Raw genomic sequence first — 18,085 nt, forward strand, 5'->3', positions numbered from 1 at the left:
AGAGATTTGGAATAGTCGCTGATAATCATGAATGAGGGCTGACTTCAGGCCGTGCGTTGCGGCAGCAGTTTGCGGCGCTGGCGCGACAGGGCCAGCGGGGTTCCATCGGCGCCCCAGGCGGCGGCCTCGTCCACCGTCCAGCCCAGACCCAGGTCCAGCATCCTGAACTCGAAGAAGGCCCAGCCGTTGGGCGCCGTCTGCGGCGTCGGATCGGTCAGGATGTCGATCCGCAGGTCCACGGTCGTCATCGCCGTCGGCGTCTTCGACAGGGTCCAGGCCGGCGGATAGAGGGCGTCCAGCAGGTAGCAGAGCCCGACCTCGTCCAGCGCCCGGCCGTCCGCCATCCGCATCCAGGAGCGCTCGACCGCGGGCCGACCTTCGTTGCCGCCCAGGATGTTGGGGCCGCCGTCGAACCGATATTCGACATGTTGCGAGAAATGCGGGGCCATGGGTCCGTGGATGGTCGCCTTGGGGTTCAGACTGTCCAGCGGCGGGGGCGGCAGGTGCAGGGGCGTGACGGGCGGCGTGGCTCCGTCCAGTCCGTATGTGCCCGTGGCGTGGTGGGTCAGGCGACCGTCCTGTTCGGCCTCGACGGCCGCATAGACGACGTTGCGGCCGCCGCGCAGCAGGCGTGGGCGAAAGGCCACCTGATCGCCGAACTTCGCCGCCGACAGGTATTGCACCGACAGTGTGCGCAAGGGCGCGGTCAGAGCCAGACCCTGGCGCATGGACTGGGCGCACAGGGCCGCCAGCAGGCCGCCGAACGGAAAGCCCTTTTCCGGCGCCATGCCCGACGGGCCATTGGAGAAATGGCCAGGCACCGGGGCGGACAGACCGCCGTCATCCAGAGTCTGAAAAGCCAGGGCGGCGTCGAGAGAGATCGGCATCGTCATTGCGCAATCCTGCTTCAAGCGAAGAGGCGGCGGAAGACCTGATGAAGATCTTCCGCCGAAGTCTAAGGAACAAGGCGACGAACCGCGAGGTCCGCACGTCCGTTTCCAAACAAGACTGACTTGGAGCGTTCGGATTTGCAACCCTTGCCAAACGCCTGACGCGGGGTCACTTTCGGCCCATGGGACGCACCGCCGACTACAGCCGCCAAAGCTGCTCCATCGCCGCCACGCTTGAGGTGATCGGCGACCCCTGGACCCTGCTGGTCATCCGCGACGCCTTCAACGGCGTCAGCCGGTTCGAACAGTGGCAGGACAATCTGGGCGTGGCGCGCAACGTCCTGGCCGCCCGTCTGAAAAGCCTGGTCCAGCATGGGGTGCTGGAGCCGCGCCTCTATTCTGAACGCCCGCCACGCAACGAATATGTCCTGACCGCCAAAGGCAAGGATCTGTACGGCGTGCTGGTGACCCTGCACGGCTGGGGCGCCAAACACGTCTATGGCGACGCCGACAGCGGCATCGACATGGTCCACAAGACCTGCGGACACACCCTGACGCCGCGCATCGCCTGCGGTTGCTGCAATGAGATCGTCAAACCCCGGGACATCCTGCTGACCCGCGCCGAGAATCGGCCGACGGTGGGTGATGTGATGCCGAAGGAAGCCGCCTAGGCTTGGTTGCTGCTGCCGTTTTCTGGCAGCAAGTCTGCTAGGGTCGCGCCGTGTCCCGGTCCGAACGCCTGCTTGATCTGCTGAACGTCCTGCGGCGGCATCGTCGGCCGGTGAGCGGGCAGGTGTTGGCGGATGAGATGGGCGTCAGCCTGCGCACCCTTTATCGCGACATCGCCAGCCTGCAGGCGCAAGGCGCGACGATCGAGGGGGAGGCGGGGGTCGGCTATGTGCTGAAGCCCGGCTTCATGCTGCCGCCGCTGATGTTCACGCCGGAAGAGATCGAGGCCCTGGTGCTGGGCTCGCGCTGGGTGGCGGACCGGGCGGATCCGCGCATGCGGGATGCGGCGCTGGCGGCCCTGGGGCGGATTTCGGCGGTGCTGCCGCCCGATCTACGCGACGAGATGGAGACTTCGGCCCTGCTGGTCGTGCCGGGCGCGCCGTTCCCGGCGGATCAGGTCGATCCGGGGCTGTTGAGGAAGGCGATCCGCACCGAGCGGCGGCTGAGGCTGTGCTATCGCGACGAGGCGGGCGCGGCGTCCGAACGCGTGGTCTGGCCTTTCGCCCTGGCCTTCTTCGACCGGGTGCGACTGCTGATCGCCTGGTGCGAACTGCGCGGCGACTTCCGCAGCTTCCGCACCGACCGCATCGTCGAGGCCGAGGTGATGGAGGCCCGCTATCCTGCGCGCCGGCAAGCCCTGATGAAGACCTGGCGCGAAGCGCACGAAAGGTCGAGATCGTCCGAAGGCTGCTGACGGAAACTGGCAGCAGGACCGGCTAGGCTCCGTCGTGTTGGAGCAAGGGACGGGCTGATGATCGAGATCGAAGACATTCTTCTGGCCGTTGCGGATCCCGAGACCAGCGCGCGCTTCTATGGGGGTCTGCTCGGATGTCGGCCGGTGATGGCGGGGCCGGATCGGGCTCTGTTCGTGCTGAGTTCGGGCCGTGCGCTGGGCCTGTTGCGGTGCGCGGGCGATCGGCGCGAGGTGTGCGAGGTGGATTTCCCCCTGGATGGCGCAGCCGCCGTCGATCAGGCCCACATCGACTGGTGGGACCGGGGCGCGCGCATCCTGACGCCGCCGATAGATATGCAGCCGGGCCGCAGCTTCGTGGCGGGCGACCCTGACGGTCATCGGCTGCGGGTGTATGCCGTGGCGGCGTGAGGGGTCAGGCGATCTCGTCGCCTCGCGTGGCGATCAGGGGAATGACGATCTCTTCCTCGTCGCGTAGGTGGCGAAGGACGTGCGGGCCCATCGTTCCGATGACGTCCGCCAGAACGCTGGCGCGGTCGTTGGCGGCGGGGGCGCCGGCCTGAAGATCCTGGTGGAAGGCGACGGCGGCTTGGAACAGACGGTCGATGTCCTCGTGAACGACGTCATGGTCGCGGTCGAGCAGGTCGATCCCGTGGGCGATGCGGGGCTCGACCCGGCGGAAGGTCGGGAAATACTGACCGCTTTCGATGCGGTGGTGCATGTCCAGATGCTGCAGGAACCGCTGCACCGTGGGGATCAGACGGCCGTGCAGACCGGGCAGGTCAGTGTGGCCTGCGCGCCAGTGGTCGGCGACGGCGACCATATGGGCGTGCTGGCGTCGGAAGTTCTCGTGGACCCCCAGCCAGAAGCGCGCCATTTCCGCCAGGGTCGGCTCGCCCCAGCGGTCTCTGGGATAGTCGGCCAGAAGCACCCGCATGTCGTCGGGCAGGCCGGCGCGCGCGTGCAGGTGCAGCGGATCGCCGGAGGGGTCAGACAACGGCCGTGGTGTCCGAGATGAAGCCGCCGCCCAGGACCCGGTCGGGATCGGCGGGGTCGTACAGCGCGCAGGCCTGACCGGGAGCCACGCCTTCTTCGCCGTCATCGAAGACGATGCGGACGTCGCCGTCGATCATGGCGAGGCGGGCAGGCGAGGGCTGACGGGTCGAGCGGACGCGGGCCAGGACCGGGATGTTGGCTTTGGCGGCCTCGACGATGGTCGCCTCGTCCCCCAGCCAGTTGGTTTCTTCCAAGGTCAGGGACGCGGTCAGCAGGGCCTCGCGCGGGCCGACGATGACGCGGCGCGTATCCGGCTCCAGTTTCGTCACGAACAGCGGCTCGCCCACGGCGACGTTCAGCCCCCGGCGCTGACCGATGGTGTAGTCGGTGATACCGGCGTGGGCGCCCAGCACCCGGCCGTCCATGTGCACGATCTCGCCGGCCTCGCGCCCCTGCGGACGCAGGCGGTCGATCAGGGTGCGATAGTCGCCCGAGGGGACGAAACAGATGTCCTGGCTGTCCGGCTTGGCGGCGATCTTCAGCCCTAGTTCGGCGGCGACGCCGCGCACCTGGGGTTTCTCCAGATCGGCTAAGGGGAAGCGCAGATAGTCGAGCTGATCTTGGGTCGTCGCGAACAGGAAATAGGACTGGTCGCGCGAATGATCGATCGCCTTGCGCATCTGCGAGCGATTGCCGACGGCGGCGCGGCGGACGTAGTGGCCGGTCGCCATGGCCTCGGCGCCCAGGTCGCGGGCGACGTCCAGCAGGTCGCGGAACTTGACCGTCTGATTGCAGCGGATGCAGGGGACCGGGGTCTGGCCCTTCAGATAACTATCGGCGAACTGGTCGATCACGGCGTCCTTGAACCGGCTTTCGTAGTCCAGGACATAGTGGGGGATGCCGATCATCTCGGCGGCCAGTCGCGCGTCGTGAATATCCTGGCCCGCGCAGCAGGCGCCCTTCTTCTTCAGCGCCGCGCCGTGGTCGTAGAGTTGCAGGGTCACGCCGACGACGTCATAGCCTGCCTTGTGCAGCAGGGCGGCGACGACGGTGGAGTCCACCCCGCCGGACATGGCCGCGACGACGCGGGCCCCGACCGGCAGGCCCACCGCCGCCCGCGCGCTCTCGACCGCCGCATCCATGTCGGTGCGGACGATGTTCGGAATAGCGCAGATGTCTTCGACCAGTGTCATTGCGGCCATTTAGTGCGGAACCGGCGCGATTTCGAGGCCCGCAAACGAAAAGGGCCGCACCCGTCTCCGGATGCGGCCCTTCTTCGTCTTCGGGGAAACCCTTAGGAGCGGTAGCTCTGGATCCGCGTCGTGCGCAGACCCTGCATGCCCCACTTATCGATGGCCTTCTGCCATGCGAGGAATTCTTCGGCCGTCAGGCGATATTTCGCCAGGGCGTCGTCAAGGCTGAGCAGGCCGCCGCGAACGGCGGCGACGACTTCAGCCTTGCGGCGGATCACCCACCGGTCCGTGTTGGACGGCGGCAGATCGTTCAGGGTCAGGGGCGTGCCAGTCGGTCCGACCACGTATTGTTCGCCTTTGCTATTCAGGCGTCGCTCTTGCAACATGGGCTTATGCCTCTTTCACCAACACCGTAGTGTCATGAAGGTAGGCCGGCCCGACTAAGGTCCGTTTAAGCGTCGTGGTGAAGGAACGAATAAAATCCGTCCCTTCCCGAACGACTCTGTAAACCTTGATTGCGCGACGATTCATCGAGACTAACGCTTACTTACTCGCCGATCAGCGTTTGATGTTGATCAGCTCGGCCAGCATTTCATCGGCCGTGGTGATGATCTTGGATGAGGCGGAATAGGCCCTCTGGGTTGTGATCAGGCCGGTGAATTCGGCGGACAGATCGACGGTCGAGGACTCCAGCTGTTGGGCCGCGATGGTGCCTGCGCCCCCTGTTCCTGCGGCTTTCAGGTTGAAGGTGCCGGACTGCAGGCTGACCGAATAGGCGTTGCCGGAGACTTCCTTGAGGCTGTCGGGGCTGGGGAAGGTGGCGATCGCGACCTGGGCGATGCGGCGCATGACGCCGTTGTCGAAGATGGCGGTGACGAAGCCGCCCTCGTCGATCGTGATGTCGCTCAGATTGCCGAATGCCGTGCCGTTGGTGACGGTCGACTGCACCACCGAGGCCGTGTTCAGCTGGCTGAGGCCGCCCGCCGAAGTGTTAAGATCCAGCGTGACGGTCTGGGCGGCGATGCCCAAGCCGTCGGCCCATTTGACCAGGTAGTTGTCAGCCGCGACCAGGGGGTCGATGACTTGGGTGGGATCGGACTCACCGAAATTCAGCGTCGCCTGGGTCGGATCGTCGAACAAGCCCGTGCCAGCGGGCCAGTTTTGCATGGTCTCGACGTCGAGACGACCCGAAGGCGTGAAGGCGATCTTGCCGGTCTTGATCTGGCCGTTGGAGTAAGCGCCCCCCGTCACGACGTCGTCGGCGGGCACCGCGACGACTTCGGCGTACCAGATGTTCGGCTCATCGCTCTTCAGGAAGCGGATTTCCAGGTTGCGCTGGCCGCCCTTGGAGTCCGAAACCGGAATGTTCATCTTGAAGTCCGGCTTCACGCCAGTGGGCGCGTCGTCGTCCGCATTGTATTCGGCCATCGAGTTCGACTTCGGGTCGTACTTCTGGGTGGCGGCGACATTCGTGGCGAGCCCGATGTCCGACAGGTCCATCGTGAAAGGCGCGCCGGTCGCGGGAGTGAACGTGAGTGCTGTCGTCCCCACGGGCGTCATCGTGCCGTTGTTGGGGGCGTTCATCGTCAACGACGTGATGTTGCCGGTGGCGGGATCGAACGTCGCCAGGCCCGTCGCGGTCTGCGTGCCGGATTTGATCTTCACGGTATACTGGTTGGGCACATAACCCCCGGCGACGAGCGGGTCGCGAACCGGTTCGTATTTGACGTCCACAGTGTGATCGGTAGCGGTGGGGGGCGTCGAGGGTTCCGTATAGGAGCTGGCGCTGCCGGCAGGGGTGGCGACCTGGGTCGAGCGCAGGTTGGCGTTGATCTGGACGCGAGTGGTCGGTTCGGCCGTGCCGCCCACCGAACCGATGTTGATCGAGCGCAGGCGCGACAGGTCGGACGGGTCGGTCGCGATCTCGCCGTTGGAGTCCACCGGCCAGCCCTGCAGATACAGGCCGGCGCTGTTCTTCAGATAGCCCTGCTTGTCGACGCGGAAGGCGCCGGCGCGGGTGAACAGGCGGCTGTCGGTGGCGCCGACGCCCTCGGCCTGGGTCGTGGTGACGAAGAAGCCCTGGCCGCTGACGGCGAGATCGGTGCTCTCGCTCGTGCGCTGCAGTTGGCCTTCCTGGCCGATGAACGACCGGGTGTTGGTGGTGACGCCGCCGGCCGAATAGCTGCCGCCGGAGGCCGACTGGCTGTTGACCAGAGTCTGGAACTCGCTGGCCGTGCGCTTGTAGCCCACGGTGTTGACGTTGGCGATGTTCTGGGAAATGGCCGCCAGGGCGGCGGAGTTGGCGGCGAGACCGGAAACGCCGGCCAGCATTGCACTGTTGAGGCTCATCGTAGAACGCTCCTTAAATGAAGGTCATCGGGAAGGCGGCGGATCGCATCATGCGGCCGCCTCCTCGGTGGGGACGTTCGGATTCTCCGTATCGTCGGTGTCGTTGTCGGCCTGCGCCTTGATCTCGTTCAGCGAGATCACGGTCGAAAGCGGAAGGATGGAGTCGCCGATCACCAGGTACGGCGCGCCGTTGTACATTTCGACGCCGGTCACCCGACCCTGGATCAGGGCCTGAGCATCGATCTTGGCGCCGGTGGCGTTTGTCGCGGCGACCTTCAGGGTATAGACGCCGCCGTCCTCGGCCTTGCCGCCGTCCTTCAGCGTGCCGTCCCAGTCGAAGGTGTGCAGGCCGGAAGTCTTGTCAGGCGCGGCGCCTTCCCAGACGACGGCGCCCTTGCTGTCGACGACCTGCAACGTGGCCTTGTCGGCGTCGGCGCCCAGTTCGTAGGCCCAGGAGGCCTTGCCGTCGTTGAACTCGGTCGCCGTCCAGGCGGCGGTCACGCTCTTGCCGATATAGTTGGACGCGTTGTCGAGCCCACCGGCGGATTGAGCCGACAGCAGACTGGTCAGCAGATCGTTGGTCAGAAGTTGTTGCTCGACCCCGGCCATCTGGGTCAGCTGTCCGGTGAACTCGTTGGAATCCAGCGGCGACAGCGGGTCCTGGTTCTTCATCTGCGTCGTGAGCAGCGTCAGGAAGGTCTCGAAGTTCGAGGCCAGCATGGTGGTGCTGCTGTTCAGACGACCAGAGGCGTCGGCGGTTGAGATGGCGTCGACCATGGGGTCAGACCTTCAGATCGACGCGCTCGGGCGTCATGGAATGGTTGATCCAGGCGCCGGGCGCCGGGACGATGGGGGTGTCGGCCTGAGCCGCCAGGCGAGAGCCGCCTGCGAACAGCGCATTGCGTTGCTGCTGACGCTCGAAGGCGCCGCCGCCGGAGGACGGATCACGCTGCGAGAAGTCGAGCGCATCGCTCGCGACCTGGAAGCCGGCGTCCTGAAGCTGGCGACGAAGTTCGTCCGCGCGGCCTTTGAGATCGGCCGCCGCCGCAGGATTGTCGAAGGCCAGGCGGGCCGAAAGCTGGCCGTCCTTTCCGATCTCCAACTGCACATCGACGCGGCCCAGATCTTCGGGCGTCAGGACCATGTCGAACCGTGTCGAGCGCCCGTCCAGCTTGCGCGCGATCTGTGCGGCGAGCTGGGCGGTGGTCTCGACCGTGGCGCGAGACAGGGTCGAAAGGCCTAGGTCGCGCTCTGACGCCGCAGCCTGCTGGATCGGTTGCGTCTCTGCGGGAACGGCGCTGGTCGGCGGCTCGGCGGGCGGCTGGGCTGCGGCATGAGCCGGTGCGGAAGCGACCGCTGGGGCGGATGCGCCTGCAGGCTGGGCCGCCAGTTGGGCGGCGGACGCACCGGCGTCGGCCATTGAGGGGGCTGCGGCGCTCGCTGTCTCGCCCTTGTCGGAATGCGCGGGGCCCACGTCGACGCCCACGCGCTGCGCCAACTCGTGCCGCGCAGGACGGATCGGCGTCGGTTGCGGCGTTACGGGCGGGAGCGTCTGGGATTTCGTCGGTTCGGACGCATCATCGTCAGCCTTGGCGATGTCGTCGGGCGCGACGGCAGGTTCAACGTCCGCGGACGCCTCCTGTGCTGCGACCGCTGCAACGGCGAGATCAATGGCGGCAGGCTGAACGACCTTGGGTGCTGCAGCGGCGACCGAGACCTGGACCTGGGCCGTGGGAATCTGGGCGGCCGTCAGTGCCTGGGCGAGCTGGGACCGAGCGGCGGCTGCAGCCTCTGACCGACCATCCGGCTTTTCACCTTGGGGAGCGGCTGCCGGAGGCGGCGAGGGCGGCGGCGCGGCAAGCTTGGCCTCCCCAGCACCCATTGGCCGATCACCCGACGTCGGGGCGGCTTCCGACGGTTTCGACGCAGAAACAGGCGAGGCCGCCGGTTCAATCTTCGCCGCGTCGGGCGCAGGCGGCGCCTCGGCGCGAACTGCGGTGTTCACGGGCGATGGGATCTTCACCTCGACCGGTGTCGTCGTGGGGGGCGAGACGGCGGCTTCGATAGAGCGAGCGTCGCTGGCAGGAACACCCGACACCTTCGTCGCGGCGGTCTGTTCCCCATCGGCGTCCGGTTCAGAGCCGGCCAGGATCTTGGCGGGAACAGCGGACACGACAGGCGCAACCGCCATGCCCGTCTGGAATTCGGAAGGCCGCAGAACGGCGGCGCCGACGACCGAGGCGGCATCAGCCGTGGTGGGTTCGAGCGTTTCGCTGTTCGCTTCGGATGCCTCGGGCGCCGCGATCGACGGCGGTGTCGTAGTGGTGGGGGTCAGTGGTACAGCGGGAGGCGTGATCGGAGGTGTAACCGTCGCCGTGGAAGCGTCGGTTGAGGCGACACCAGGCTTCGTATCGGCAGGCGCGGCTTCCTCGTCGATGACCGCATCCTCGGCGGATAGGGAGTCCTTCGAGACGGCGACCGTCTCAGGCGCGACGACGGCCTCCGCATCCGGATCGGCAACGGCAGTGTCGGTCTTGCCTGCGTTCGCCTGGACCAGCAGCGCGCCCAGCGATTGGGCCGACGTCAGGCGGCCGGCGGGAGGCGCAGTGATCTGCTCACCCCCCAGCGCCGCGTCCAGCACGCCGGCGATCTTGCTTGAGAACAGGCCGATGTCCGCCTGCGTCGCGCCGGGTGCAGCCGAGCCCGTCCCGGTCGAAACCGGGGCGACAGGCGCAAGAAGGGCGGAGGCGGTCGGCATGAAGCGTAGGCGGCTTTCGAAACGGAGAAGGCGGCACCTGCTGCGCCCAAGGGTTCGCCCTCTTCAACGCAAGGGTTGGGCCATGAAATAAACCCAGCAAAAACAATGGAAATCACCGTATTTTGCTGAGGCGAAAGCGGGGCGATGGTCGTTTATTGCCGCGCCGTCGCCACTTTTTGCCCGGCTGGGCGGCTGGCTGCATCCGACGCGCAACGCGGCCTTAGATCGGGATGACGGGAGCGGTGACGCAGTTGGCCCGGCCCTTGCGCATCTTTCCGATCATGACGCTTGTCCGATCTGTGATCTCTTTTGAAAACAACGCTCTGCATGAGCGGGAACGGCGTGTGGCTGGGCAAGAATTGCGCGTGATGGTGCAGGGCTTGCCGGGTGAGGCAGGGGAGATGCGTCCATGTCGCTGAACTCGATCATGAACATCGCGACGTCGGGCCTGCAGACCGCGCAGGCCCAGTTGCGCATCACCGCCGACAATATCGCCAACGTCGATACGCCCGGCTACGTCCGCAAGATCGCCGACCAGTCGGCCGCCGTCACGGGTGGATATGGCGCTGGCGTAGATGTGACGCGGGTGCGGTTGGCGACCGACCGGTTCTTGCAGGCGGCCGGGTGGAGCGCCGGTGCGGATGCAGCGCGTCAGGGCGTGCGCTATGAGCTGTACGACCAGATCCAGAACCAGTTCGGCGATCCCAGCAGCGACAGCAACTTCTTCGCCCAAGTCGACAAGCTGTTCGCCAGCTACGCGACCCTTGCCGAAAGCCCCACTTCCTCCGCCGCGCGCCAGGACACGATCTACAAGACCCAGTCGATGTTCAACGAGGCGGCGGGGATCGCCAGCCAGATTCAGGCCGCGCGCCAAGAGGCCGACGGCCGGTTGCAGAGCGCGATAGAAACGGTCAATCCGCTGCTGGAGCAGATCGACAAGCTGAACAAGACGATCGCCTCGGGATCGGTGATCAACCAAGATGTGACCGGCGCCCAGAACGCGCAGCTGAGCCTGATCAACGAGCTGTCGCAATATATGGATGTGCGGGTCGAGCAGCGCGCCAATGGTGGCGTGACTCTGCGGACCAACACCGGCACGACCCTTGTGGGCGAGGGCCATGCGACACTGTCGTACCAGTCCGCCGGGACCGTCGATGCGACGACGGCCTTCTCCGACATCATGATCACCGAGCCCAGCGGCACGCGATGGCCGCTGCTGGACGGCGTGTCTTCGGGACAGATTCGTGGCCTGGTCGAAATGCGCGACATCGACGCCCCAGCGGCCGCCGCCAGATTGGGCGAGCTGACGGCGAAGCTGGCGGACGAGTTGAACCGCGCTCACAACGCCAACAGCAGCGTGCCGGCGCCGACTACGCTGACGGGGCGGAATACGGGGCAGTCGCTGGAGAATGCTCTGATGGGCTTTACCGGCACGACCACGATCACGGCGGTGGACGCGGCTGGCGTGGTGCAGGCGTCGGCCGACATCGTCTTCTCCGGCGCGACGATGACGATCAACGGCGTGGCGGCGGATCCGACCACCTTCCTCACCGTTCTGAACGCCCAGATGGGCGGGGCGGCGACGGCCAGCTTCTCCGAAGGCAAGCTGCAAATGACGGGCGTGGGCGGCAATGGGGTCGCCATCGCCGACGACGCGACGTCGCCCAGCGACAAGGGTGGACGCGGCTTCTCGCACTGGTTCGGTCTGAACGATCTGGTCTCGACCACGACGCCCACATTCTACGAGACGGGACTAACCCTGGCTTCGCAGCACGGCTTCGATGCGGGTGAAAGCCTGACGTTCCGGATCGCGGGGGGCTCCGGTTCGCGGGAGCGGGACATCACGGTTGCGATGCCTGCGGGCACGGGCACAGTGGGCGAGATGCTGTCGGCGCTGAACGACCCGGTGATGGGCGTCGGCCGATATGGCTCGTTCAGCCTGGATGCTTCGGGCAAGCTGGCGTTCAAAGCCTACGATCCTGCCTCCACGACGATGAGCGTGGTGAAGGACGGCACGACCCAGGATCCGTCGGGTCTGTCGATGTCGCAAATCTTCGGCTTGGGCGGGACAGGCGCCACCCGCGCGGGCGCCTATTCTGTGCGCAGCGATATTCAGCAGGATCCCGGCAAACTGGCCTTGGCTCAGTTGAACCTGTCGGCTGCGGCCGGAACGCCCGCGCTGAGCAAGAACGACGGCCGCGGCGGTTTGCTTCTGGGCGACGCGGGCAAGCGCAACGTCGCTTTCGGCGCTGCCGGAGGAAACGCCGGGGGCGTCAAGACCCTGTCGGCCTATGCGTCCGATTTCGCCGGCGAGATCGGCGGCAAGGCGGCGGCGGCCAAGACCCGCAGCGAGACCGCCACCGCCCTGGCCAAGGAGGCGGACAGTCGCCGCACGTCAGCCGAGGGCGTCAATATGGATGAAGAGCTGGTCAATATGACCACCTTCCAGCAGGCCTATAACGCCTCCGCTCGGCTGATCCAGGCGAGCAAGGATATGTACGACGTTCTGATCGGAATTATGCAATGACGCGCGTCGCAACCAACGCGAACTATCAGTCGGCACTCCTCAGTCTGATGAATGCCCAGAACCGCGCGCAGCAGGCGCAGGAGCGGATCGACAGCGGCAAAATCGCCACCGACATGTCCGGCTATGGTCGGGGCGCCGAGCAACTGACCAGCCTGACCTCGACTCAGGCGCGGCTGGACGGTTTCATCGCCACGGGGGAGACCGTAGCCGCGCGGTTGAGCGCGCAGGACCTGGCCATGAGCCGGATCGCAGAGGGCGGGACCGGCGCACGCGAGGCGATCGCCACCAGCCTGGCGGCGGGACGGATCGACAATCTGATGACCGAGCTTGGTCTGCACTATCAGACGGTTCAGGGCGGTCTGAACGCCCAACATCAGGGGGTCTATCTGTTCGCCGGCGGCCAGAGCGACGTGGCGCCGGCGACGGCCGCGACCATGACCGACCTTGCGGCCGCCCCGTCCGCCGCCTCGACCTTCGCCAACGACACGCTGAAACAAAAGTCGCGGATCGACGAGAAGACGACCGTAGAGACCGGTTTCCTGGCCAATGAGCTGGGCGGGCCTTTGACCGACGTCTTTCGCAATATGCAGGCTTTCCAGAATGGAACGCCGGTGACGGTCAACGGGGTGACCTATACGCCGACCGGCCCCGGCACTCTGACCGGCCAGCCTGACGCCAACATTTCCGCCTTCCTGACCGCGCAGATGGGCGAATTGGACAAGGCCAACGAGAGCCTGACCAATCAAAACGCCAAGAACGGCTTGATGGAAAACCACGTCGGATCGGCCCTGGACGCGCAGGAAGGGAAAAAGAACGCGCTTGAGAAGATGATGCAGGACAAGTCCGGCTATGATCCCGCCCAGGCCATCACCGATCTGCAGATGGCCCAGGTCGCGATCGAGGCGTCGGCTCAGATCATCAACTCGCTAAAGATCAGCTCGCTGCTCAACCTGCTGCGCTAGCAGCGAAAAATTATTCCAAGGCTACGCTAGACCTTTTCCCGAGCGAGAACGTATCATGAACGATGGCTCGTCTCGATCTGCGTCGAAAACTGTCCGTCCTCGCTGATGCGGCGAAATACGACGCCTCATGTTCGTCGTCGGGGACGTCGAAACGGAACTCTGTCGGCGGCAAGGGGATCGGCTCGACCGAGGGTATGGGCATCTGCCACGCCTATACGCCGGACGGGCGGTGCATCAGCCTGCTGAAGATACTGCTGACCAACTTCTGCATCTATGACTGCGCCTATTGCATCAATCGCGTGTCGTCGAACGTGGAGCGGGCGCGGTTCGATGTGGACGAGGTCGTCGACCTGACGCTGAACTTCTACAAGCGCAACTATATCGAGGGGTTGTTCCTGTCGTCGGGCATCATCCGATCCGGCGACCATACGATGGAGCAGCTGGTTCTGGTCGCCAAGACCTTGCGCGAGGTTCACGACTTTCGCGGCTACATCCACCTGAAGCTGATCCCCGAGGCGGATCCCAAGCTGGTGGAGATGGCGGGCCTGTACGCCGACCGTCTGTCGGCCAATATCGAACTGCCGCGCGACGAGGCCTTGGCCCGACTGGCCCCGCAAAAGGACGTCGGCGTCATCAAGAAGGCGATGAGCCAGGTGCGGCTGGGCGTCGAGGCGGCCAAGCCGGGCAAACGCGACAAGATCAAGCCGCCGAAGTTCGCGCCGGGCGGTCAGAGCACCCAACTGATCATCGGCGCCGACGGCGCGCCGGACACCGAAATCCTGGACCGCAGCGCGTCGCTGTATGGCGGCTATGGGTTGAGGCGGGTCTACTATTCGGCGTTTAGCCCGATCCCGGATTCGAGCGCCGTCCTGCCGCTGTCCAAGCCGCCGCTGATGCGCGAGCACCGCCTGTATCAGGCCGACTGGCTGATGCGGTTCTACGGCTTTTCCGCGCCAGAGATCGGGGAAGGGGCATCGGACGGCATGCTGGACCTGGCGGTCGATCCCAAACTGGCCTGGGCGCTGAACAAGCGCGAGCAGTTTCCGGTCGATGTGAACCGGGCGCCGCGCGAGATGCTGCTGCGGGTGCCGGGGCTGGGCGTGAAGGCGGTGGACCGGATCGTATCGGTGCGGCGGTATCGGACGTTGCGGCTTGAGGATGTCGGGCGGCTGACGCGGTCGGTGGCGAAAATCCGGCCGTTCATCACGGCGCTGGACTGGACGCCGGGCGGGCTGACGGATGGGGCGGACCTGAGGGCGCGCGTGACCAGCCGCACGCCCGAGCAGTTGAGCCTGTTCTGATGGCGACGGCGATGCTGGACGGCGAAACGGACTTCGACGGCTGGCGCAAGGCGGCGCGGGCTTTGCGGCTGGCGGGCGTGGAGCCGGCGGCGGCGCGGTTCGTGGTGCGCGGCGGGCAGGAGCAGGGGGGATTGTTCGACGATCCCGATACCCTTCGTCATTCTCGCCATTGTGGCGAGGATCCATACGCCGTGACGGAGACGGGGGGCACGGCGGAAACACCGGGAGTCTGGATCCTCGGGACAAGCCCGAGGATGACGGATGAGAGTGGGGATGAGCGGAAAGAGAGTGAGTTCACCGTCCCCGCCGCCTTCGTCGATCTGGCCCAGAACCTGATCCTGCACCGATCCGCTGACCGGTTCGACCTAATGTATCGGCTGCTGTGGCGCCTGCGGGACGAACCGGATCTGATCAAGGTGATCTCGGACCGCGATGTGGCGGACGCGCTGGAGCGGGTGAAGAACGTCAGTCGGGCGTCCCACAAGATGAAGGCCTTCGTGCGCTTTCGCCAGGTGCATGACGACCGCGGCGAGGCGTGGGTGGCGTGGTTCGAGCCGCCGCACCGCGTGCTTGAAAAGACCGCGCCCTTCTTCCAGCGACGGTTCACGACCATGCGGTGGTCGATCCTGACACCGGACGGCTCGGCCTTCTGGGACGGCGAGACGCTGCGGTTCGGCCCGCCCGCGACGCGCGACATGGCGCCAGCCGAGGACGAGATCGAGGATTTCTGGAAGACCTACTACGCCTCGACCTTCAATCCCGCGCGCCTGAAGGTGAAGACCATGCAGGGCGAGATGGCCAAGTCCTATTGGAAGAACCTGCCCGAGGCCGCGCTGATCCCGGAACTGATCGCCGCCTCGTCGGTTCGCACCGAGACCATGGTCGCCGCGCCCGCGCCCGAACCCAATCCGCGTTTCGCGCGCCTGACGGCGCCGGACCTGCATGCCGCGCGGCCGGACGCCGAGGCTGTGCCCGAAAGTCTGGCGGATGTGGAGGACGGGGTTCAGGCTTGCCGCCGTTGTCCCCTTTATCGTGACGCGACCCAGGGGGTGTGCGGAGAGGGACCGGCGACGGCGCGTCTGATGATCGTTGGCGAACAGCCGGGCGATCAGGAGGATCTGGCGGGCCGCGCCTTCATCGGGCCGGCGGGTCAGGTGCTGGACGCGGCGCTGGCCGAGGCGGGCATCGACCGATCCGATGTCTATGTCACCAACGCCGTCAAACACTTCAAGCACGAGCCGCGCGGCAAGCGCCGTCTGCACAAGACGCCGAACGCGGGCGAGGTCCAAGCCTGCCGCTGGTGGCTGGATGCGGAGCGGCGGTTGATCAAGCCCAGGGTGGTGCTGGCCTTGGGCGCGACGGCCGGTCTGGCGCTGCTGGGGCGCAAGCCCGCCGTGATGCAGGAACGCGGCGCGCCGATCGCATTGGAGCATGGATCGACCGCCGTCCTGACCGTACATCCCTCCTATCTGCTGCGCCTGCCCGATGCGGAGGCTAAAGCTCAGGCGCGTCGGCTGTTCATCGACGATCTGGTCGCGGTTCGGTGTCGTATGGATTGATCCGAGAACGAATCCCGTTCGGCTGCGTTTGGCATCAGCGCCAGCGTGACAGTTGGGAAAATCGATTGGGGGATGCGGTCTCGACACGGTCGAACGACAAACATCCGCGCGAATGTCATCGCGCGTTGACATCATCTGCCCGCTTGACCATTAGCGCGGTAGGGATTTCGGCTGCCTGGAGAGGCGGCCTGGGGAAGATCGCGATGTCAGACCGGTCGTTCGAGGCCCGATGAGCCAGCCTCAGTATGAAATCGTGGACGCGGACGGCGCGGCCAATCTGCGCCTGTCCGGTGACTGGACGACGACGGCGCTCGGCCGTCTGCCGACCGAGCTGAGCCGCGACCTGGAAGGCCGCGAGATCGCCAGTATCGATACTGCCGATCTGGGCCGGTTCGACACCGCCGGCGCCCTGGCCCTGGTACAGGCCTCAAGCGGGCGTCTGTCCAAGAGCCAGTGGAAGGACCGGCCCGAGGCTGGTCGTATCTACCACATGATCGAATTGCTGGAGCGCGAGAGCGCCCCGGCCCCGAAACGCCCCAGCGCCTTTATCCGGACCTTCTCCAAGATCGGCCGGGGCGTCTATGATTTCGGCGGCGAGGCGATGCTGTCGCTGGCCTTCCTCGGGCGGCTGATGGCGGCTGTCGTCGAGGCGGCCAAACACCCCGGCGGCATTCGTTGGCCGGCCTGGGTCAGCCAGGCCGAGCGGGCCGGGCTGGACGCCATCCCGATCGTCATGATCACCAACTTCTTCATCGGCGCTGTGGTCGCCTTCATCGGCGTGGACCTGCTTACCGACTTCGGCGCCCAGGTGTTCGCTGTTCAGCTGATTGGCGTGGCCATGTTCCGCGAGTTCGCCGTGGTGATCGCCTCGGTGTTGCTGGCAGGGCGTTCGGCGTCCGCATTCGCGGCTGAAATCGGCTCGATGCGGATGAACCAGGAAGTCGACGCCATGCAGGTCATGGGCGTCAATCCGTTCCAGGCCCTGGTGATCCCGCGTGTGGCGTCCCTGGTGCTGATGCTGCCGCTGCTGACCTTCATGGGGATGATCGGCGGTCTGATGGGCGGCCTTGTGGTGTGCTGGACCTCGCTGAATCTCGGCCCTGCCTTCTTCTTCCAGCGCCTGGTCGAGGACGGGACCATGGCCCAGCATATGATGGTCGGCCTGGTGAAGGCGCCGGTCTTCGCCTTGGTCATCGCCGCCATCGGCTGCCGCCAGGGCATGTCGGTCGCCGGCGATGTCGAGAGCCTGGGCCGTCGCGTGACGGCCGCCGTGGTGCAGGCGATCTTCGCCATCATCCTGTTGGACGCCGTGTTCGCCCTGGTCTTCCTGGAGCTGAACATATGACCGATGCACCGGAAAACATGATTGAGGTGCGCGGCCTGCTGAGCCAATTCGGCGAGCGGACGATTCACGAGAACCTGGACCTCGACCTGGTGCGGGGCGAGGTCATGGGCGTGGTCGGCGGATCCGGCGCGGGCAAGACCGTGCTGCTGAACACGATCATCGGCCTGAAGGAGCCCGAGGGCGGCACGGTCAATGTCCTGGGTTACGACCGCGCGACCCTGACCGACGATCAGTCGGCGGACATCGAGCGCCGCACCGGCATCCTGTTCCAGCAGGGCGCGCTGTTCTCGTCGCTGAGCGTGCTGGAGAATGTCGCCTCGCCGCTGGTGGAGCACACCAAATTGCCCAAGGCGATCATCTATGAGCTGGCCGAACTCAAGATCGCCATGGTGGGCCTCAAGCCCGAGCACCATCACCTTAAGCCCGCCGAGCTGTCGGGCGGGATGAAGAAGCGCGCCGGCCTGGCGCGCGCCCTGGCGCTGGACCCGGAACTGGTCTTCCTGGACGAGCCGACGGCGGGTCTGGATCCCATCGGGGCGGCGGCGTTCGACGAGCTGATCCGGCAACTGGCGGACGACCTGGGTCTGTCCGTCTTCATGATCACCCACGACCTCGATACGCTGTACGCCATCTGTGACAAGGTGGCGGTGCTGGCGGACAAGCGAGTCGTGGAAAAGGCCACGGTGCAGGAGCTGGAACGCTCCGACCATCCGTGGATCAAGGAATACTTCCTGGGGCCGCGCGGTCGCGCAGCCACCAAGACGGCGGCCTGAGGAGAGCCGACT

General features: G+C 66.0%; 16 protein-coding genes. 9 read left to right on the plus strand and 7 right to left on the minus strand.

Features of this window, described 5'->3' with window-relative positions; all coding sequences use genetic code 11:
- Positions 1-44 precede the first annotated feature (44 nt).
- Complete coding sequence (locus ACP69V_RS04330; RefSeq protein ID WP_426022795.1) at positions 45-893, minus strand: thioesterase family protein; 849 nt, start codon at positions 891-893, stop codon at positions 45-47.
- Between the two features lie 179 nt (positions 894-1,072).
- On the opposite strand from ACP69V_RS04330, the gene ACP69V_RS04335 reads away from it, so the two are divergent.
- From ACP69V_RS04335 to ACP69V_RS04345, 3 genes are read left to right on the plus strand one after another with little or no spacing between them, the layout of a single operon-like run.
- Positions 1,073-1,561 (plus strand): winged helix-turn-helix transcriptional regulator, encoded by a 489-nt coding sequence (locus ACP69V_RS04335; protein WP_426022796.1) that lies wholly within the window; start codon positions 1,073-1,075, stop codon positions 1,559-1,561.
- Positions 1,562-1,611: 50 nt separating this feature from the next.
- Positions 1,612-2,313, plus strand: a complete 702-nt coding sequence (locus ACP69V_RS04340; RefSeq protein ID WP_346496532.1) for a YafY family protein — start codon at positions 1,612-1,614, stop codon at positions 2,311-2,313.
- Between the two features lie 57 nt (positions 2,314-2,370).
- Positions 2,371-2,721, plus strand: coding sequence for a VOC family protein (locus ACP69V_RS04345; RefSeq protein ID WP_426022797.1), 351 nt, complete (start codon positions 2,371-2,373; stop codon positions 2,719-2,721).
- Between the two features lie 4 nt (positions 2,722-2,725).
- Here ACP69V_RS04345 and ACP69V_RS04350 read toward each other — a convergent pair whose 3' ends face one another.
- The 6 genes from ACP69V_RS04350 to ACP69V_RS04375 all read right to left on the minus strand — a co-directional run bounded on the left by ACP69V_RS04350 (position 2,726) and on the right by ACP69V_RS04375 (position 9,606).
- Entirely contained in the window at positions 2,726-3,307 is a 582-nt protein-coding gene (locus tag ACP69V_RS04350) for a hemerythrin domain-containing protein (protein WP_426022798.1), read from the minus strand.
- Positions 3,300-4,508, minus strand: coding sequence for a tRNA 2-thiouridine(34) synthase MnmA (mnmA, locus tag ACP69V_RS04355; RefSeq protein WP_426022799.1), 1,209 nt, complete (start codon positions 4,506-4,508; stop codon positions 3,300-3,302). Before mnmA ends, ACP69V_RS04350 begins: the two co-directional genes overlap by 8 nt.
- 92 nt (positions 4,509-4,600) lie before the next feature.
- The gene (locus tag ACP69V_RS04360; protein WP_026108337.1) at positions 4,601-4,885 is read right to left on the minus strand and encodes a DUF1153 domain-containing protein; all 285 of its coding nucleotides are present in this window, start codon (positions 4,883-4,885) and stop codon (positions 4,601-4,603) included.
- 172 nt (positions 4,886-5,057) lie between these two features.
- A complete protein-coding gene (flgE, locus tag ACP69V_RS04365) occupies positions 5,058-6,848 on the minus strand; it encodes a flagellar hook protein FlgE (RefSeq protein ID WP_426022800.1) in 1,791 nt (596 codons plus the stop codon).
- A 48-nt stretch (positions 6,849-6,896) separates the two neighbouring features.
- Positions 6,897-7,625: a flagellar hook assembly protein FlgD gene (locus tag ACP69V_RS04370; protein ID WP_426022801.1), complete on the minus strand. Its 729-nt coding sequence runs from the start codon at positions 7,623-7,625 to the stop codon at positions 6,897-6,899.
- Positions 7,626-7,629: 4 nt separating this feature from the next.
- Positions 7,630-9,606 (minus strand): flagellar hook-length control protein FliK, encoded by a 1,977-nt coding sequence (locus ACP69V_RS04375; protein ID WP_426022802.1) that lies wholly within the window; start codon positions 9,604-9,606, stop codon positions 7,630-7,632.
- Positions 9,607-10,015: 409 nt separating this feature from the next.
- Here ACP69V_RS04375 and flgK point away from each other — a divergent pair, with 409 nt between their 5' ends.
- From flgK to ACP69V_RS04405, 6 genes are all read left to right on the plus strand, one after another.
- Positions 10,016-12,133 (plus strand): flagellar hook-associated protein FlgK, encoded by a 2,118-nt coding sequence (gene flgK, locus ACP69V_RS04380; protein WP_426022803.1) that lies wholly within the window; start codon positions 10,016-10,018, stop codon positions 12,131-12,133.
- On the plus strand, positions 12,130-13,095 hold the full coding sequence (locus ACP69V_RS04385) for a flagellin (RefSeq protein WP_426022804.1): 966 nt from the start codon (positions 12,130-12,132) through the stop codon (positions 13,093-13,095). The genes flgK and ACP69V_RS04385 overlap by 4 nt, the downstream gene beginning before the upstream one ends.
- A 62-nt stretch (positions 13,096-13,157) precedes the next feature.
- Positions 13,158-14,396, plus strand: a complete 1,239-nt coding sequence (locus ACP69V_RS04390; RefSeq protein WP_426022805.1) for a putative DNA modification/repair radical SAM protein — start codon at positions 13,158-13,160, stop codon at positions 14,394-14,396.
- Positions 14,396-15,955, plus strand: coding sequence for a UdgX family uracil-DNA binding protein (locus ACP69V_RS04395; RefSeq protein WP_426022806.1), 1,560 nt, complete (start codon positions 14,396-14,398; stop codon positions 15,953-15,955). Before ACP69V_RS04390 ends, ACP69V_RS04395 begins: the two co-directional genes overlap by 1 nt.
- A 229-nt stretch (positions 15,956-16,184) precedes the next feature.
- The gene (locus ACP69V_RS04400; protein WP_346496556.1) at positions 16,185-17,300 is read left to right on the plus strand and encodes an ABC transporter permease; all 1,116 of its coding nucleotides are present in this window, start codon (positions 16,185-16,187) and stop codon (positions 17,298-17,300) included.
- Complete coding sequence (locus tag ACP69V_RS04405) at positions 17,297-18,073, plus strand: ABC transporter ATP-binding protein (protein ID WP_346496558.1); 777 nt, start codon at positions 17,297-17,299, stop codon at positions 18,071-18,073. The genes ACP69V_RS04400 and ACP69V_RS04405 overlap by 4 nt, the downstream gene beginning before the upstream one ends.
- Positions 18,074-18,085 lie beyond the last annotated feature (12 nt).

The organism is Brevundimonas sp. PWP3-1b1 (assembly GCF_049896065.1).
In the GTDB taxonomy this organism is placed as follows: domain Bacteria; phylum Pseudomonadota; class Alphaproteobacteria; order Caulobacterales; family Caulobacteraceae; genus Brevundimonas; species Brevundimonas intermedia_B.

Excerpts from the sequence above, each read along its gene's own strand:
- ACP69V_RS04330 (WP_426022795.1), bottom strand. The coding sequence starts at position 893 with ATGACGATGCCGATCTCTCTCGACGCCGCCCTGGCTTTTCAGACTCTG.
- mnmA (WP_426022799.1), bottom strand. The coding sequence starts at position 4,508 with ATGGCCGCAATGACACTGGTCGAAGACATCTGCGCTATTCCGAACATC.
- ACP69V_RS04405 (WP_346496558.1), top strand. The coding sequence starts at position 17,297 with ATGACCGATGCACCGGAAAACATGATTGAGGTGCGCGGCCTGCTGAGC.
- ACP69V_RS04395 (WP_426022806.1), top strand. The coding sequence starts at position 14,396 with ATGGCGACGGCGATGCTGGACGGCGAAACGGACTTCGACGGCTGGCGC.
- ACP69V_RS04345 (WP_426022797.1), top strand. The coding sequence starts at position 2,371 with ATGATCGAGATCGAAGACATTCTTCTGGCCGTTGCGGATCCCGAGACC.
- ACP69V_RS04335 (WP_426022796.1), top strand. The coding sequence starts at position 1,073 with ATGGGACGCACCGCCGACTACAGCCGCCAAAGCTGCTCCATCGCCGCC.
- flgK (WP_426022803.1), top strand. The coding sequence starts at position 10,016 with ATGTCGCTGAACTCGATCATGAACATCGCGACGTCGGGCCTGCAGACC.
- ACP69V_RS04375 (WP_426022802.1), bottom strand. The coding sequence starts at position 9,606 with ATGCCGACCGCCTCCGCCCTTCTTGCGCCTGTCGCCCCGGTTTCGACC.
- ACP69V_RS04385 (WP_426022804.1), top strand. The coding sequence starts at position 12,130 with ATGACGCGCGTCGCAACCAACGCGAACTATCAGTCGGCACTCCTCAGT.
- ACP69V_RS04400 (WP_346496556.1), top strand. The coding sequence starts at position 16,185 with ATGAGCCAGCCTCAGTATGAAATCGTGGACGCGGACGGCGCGGCCAAT.
- ACP69V_RS04360 (WP_026108337.1), bottom strand. The coding sequence starts at position 4,885 with ATGTTGCAAGAGCGACGCCTGAATAGCAAAGGCGAACAATACGTGGTC.
- ACP69V_RS04370 (WP_426022801.1), bottom strand. The coding sequence starts at position 7,625 with ATGGTCGACGCCATCTCAACCGCCGACGCCTCTGGTCGTCTGAACAGC.
- ACP69V_RS04390 (WP_426022805.1), top strand. The coding sequence starts at position 13,158 with ATGGCTCGTCTCGATCTGCGTCGAAAACTGTCCGTCCTCGCTGATGCG.
- flgE (WP_426022800.1), bottom strand. The coding sequence starts at position 6,848 with ATGAGCCTCAACAGTGCAATGCTGGCCGGCGTTTCCGGTCTCGCCGCC.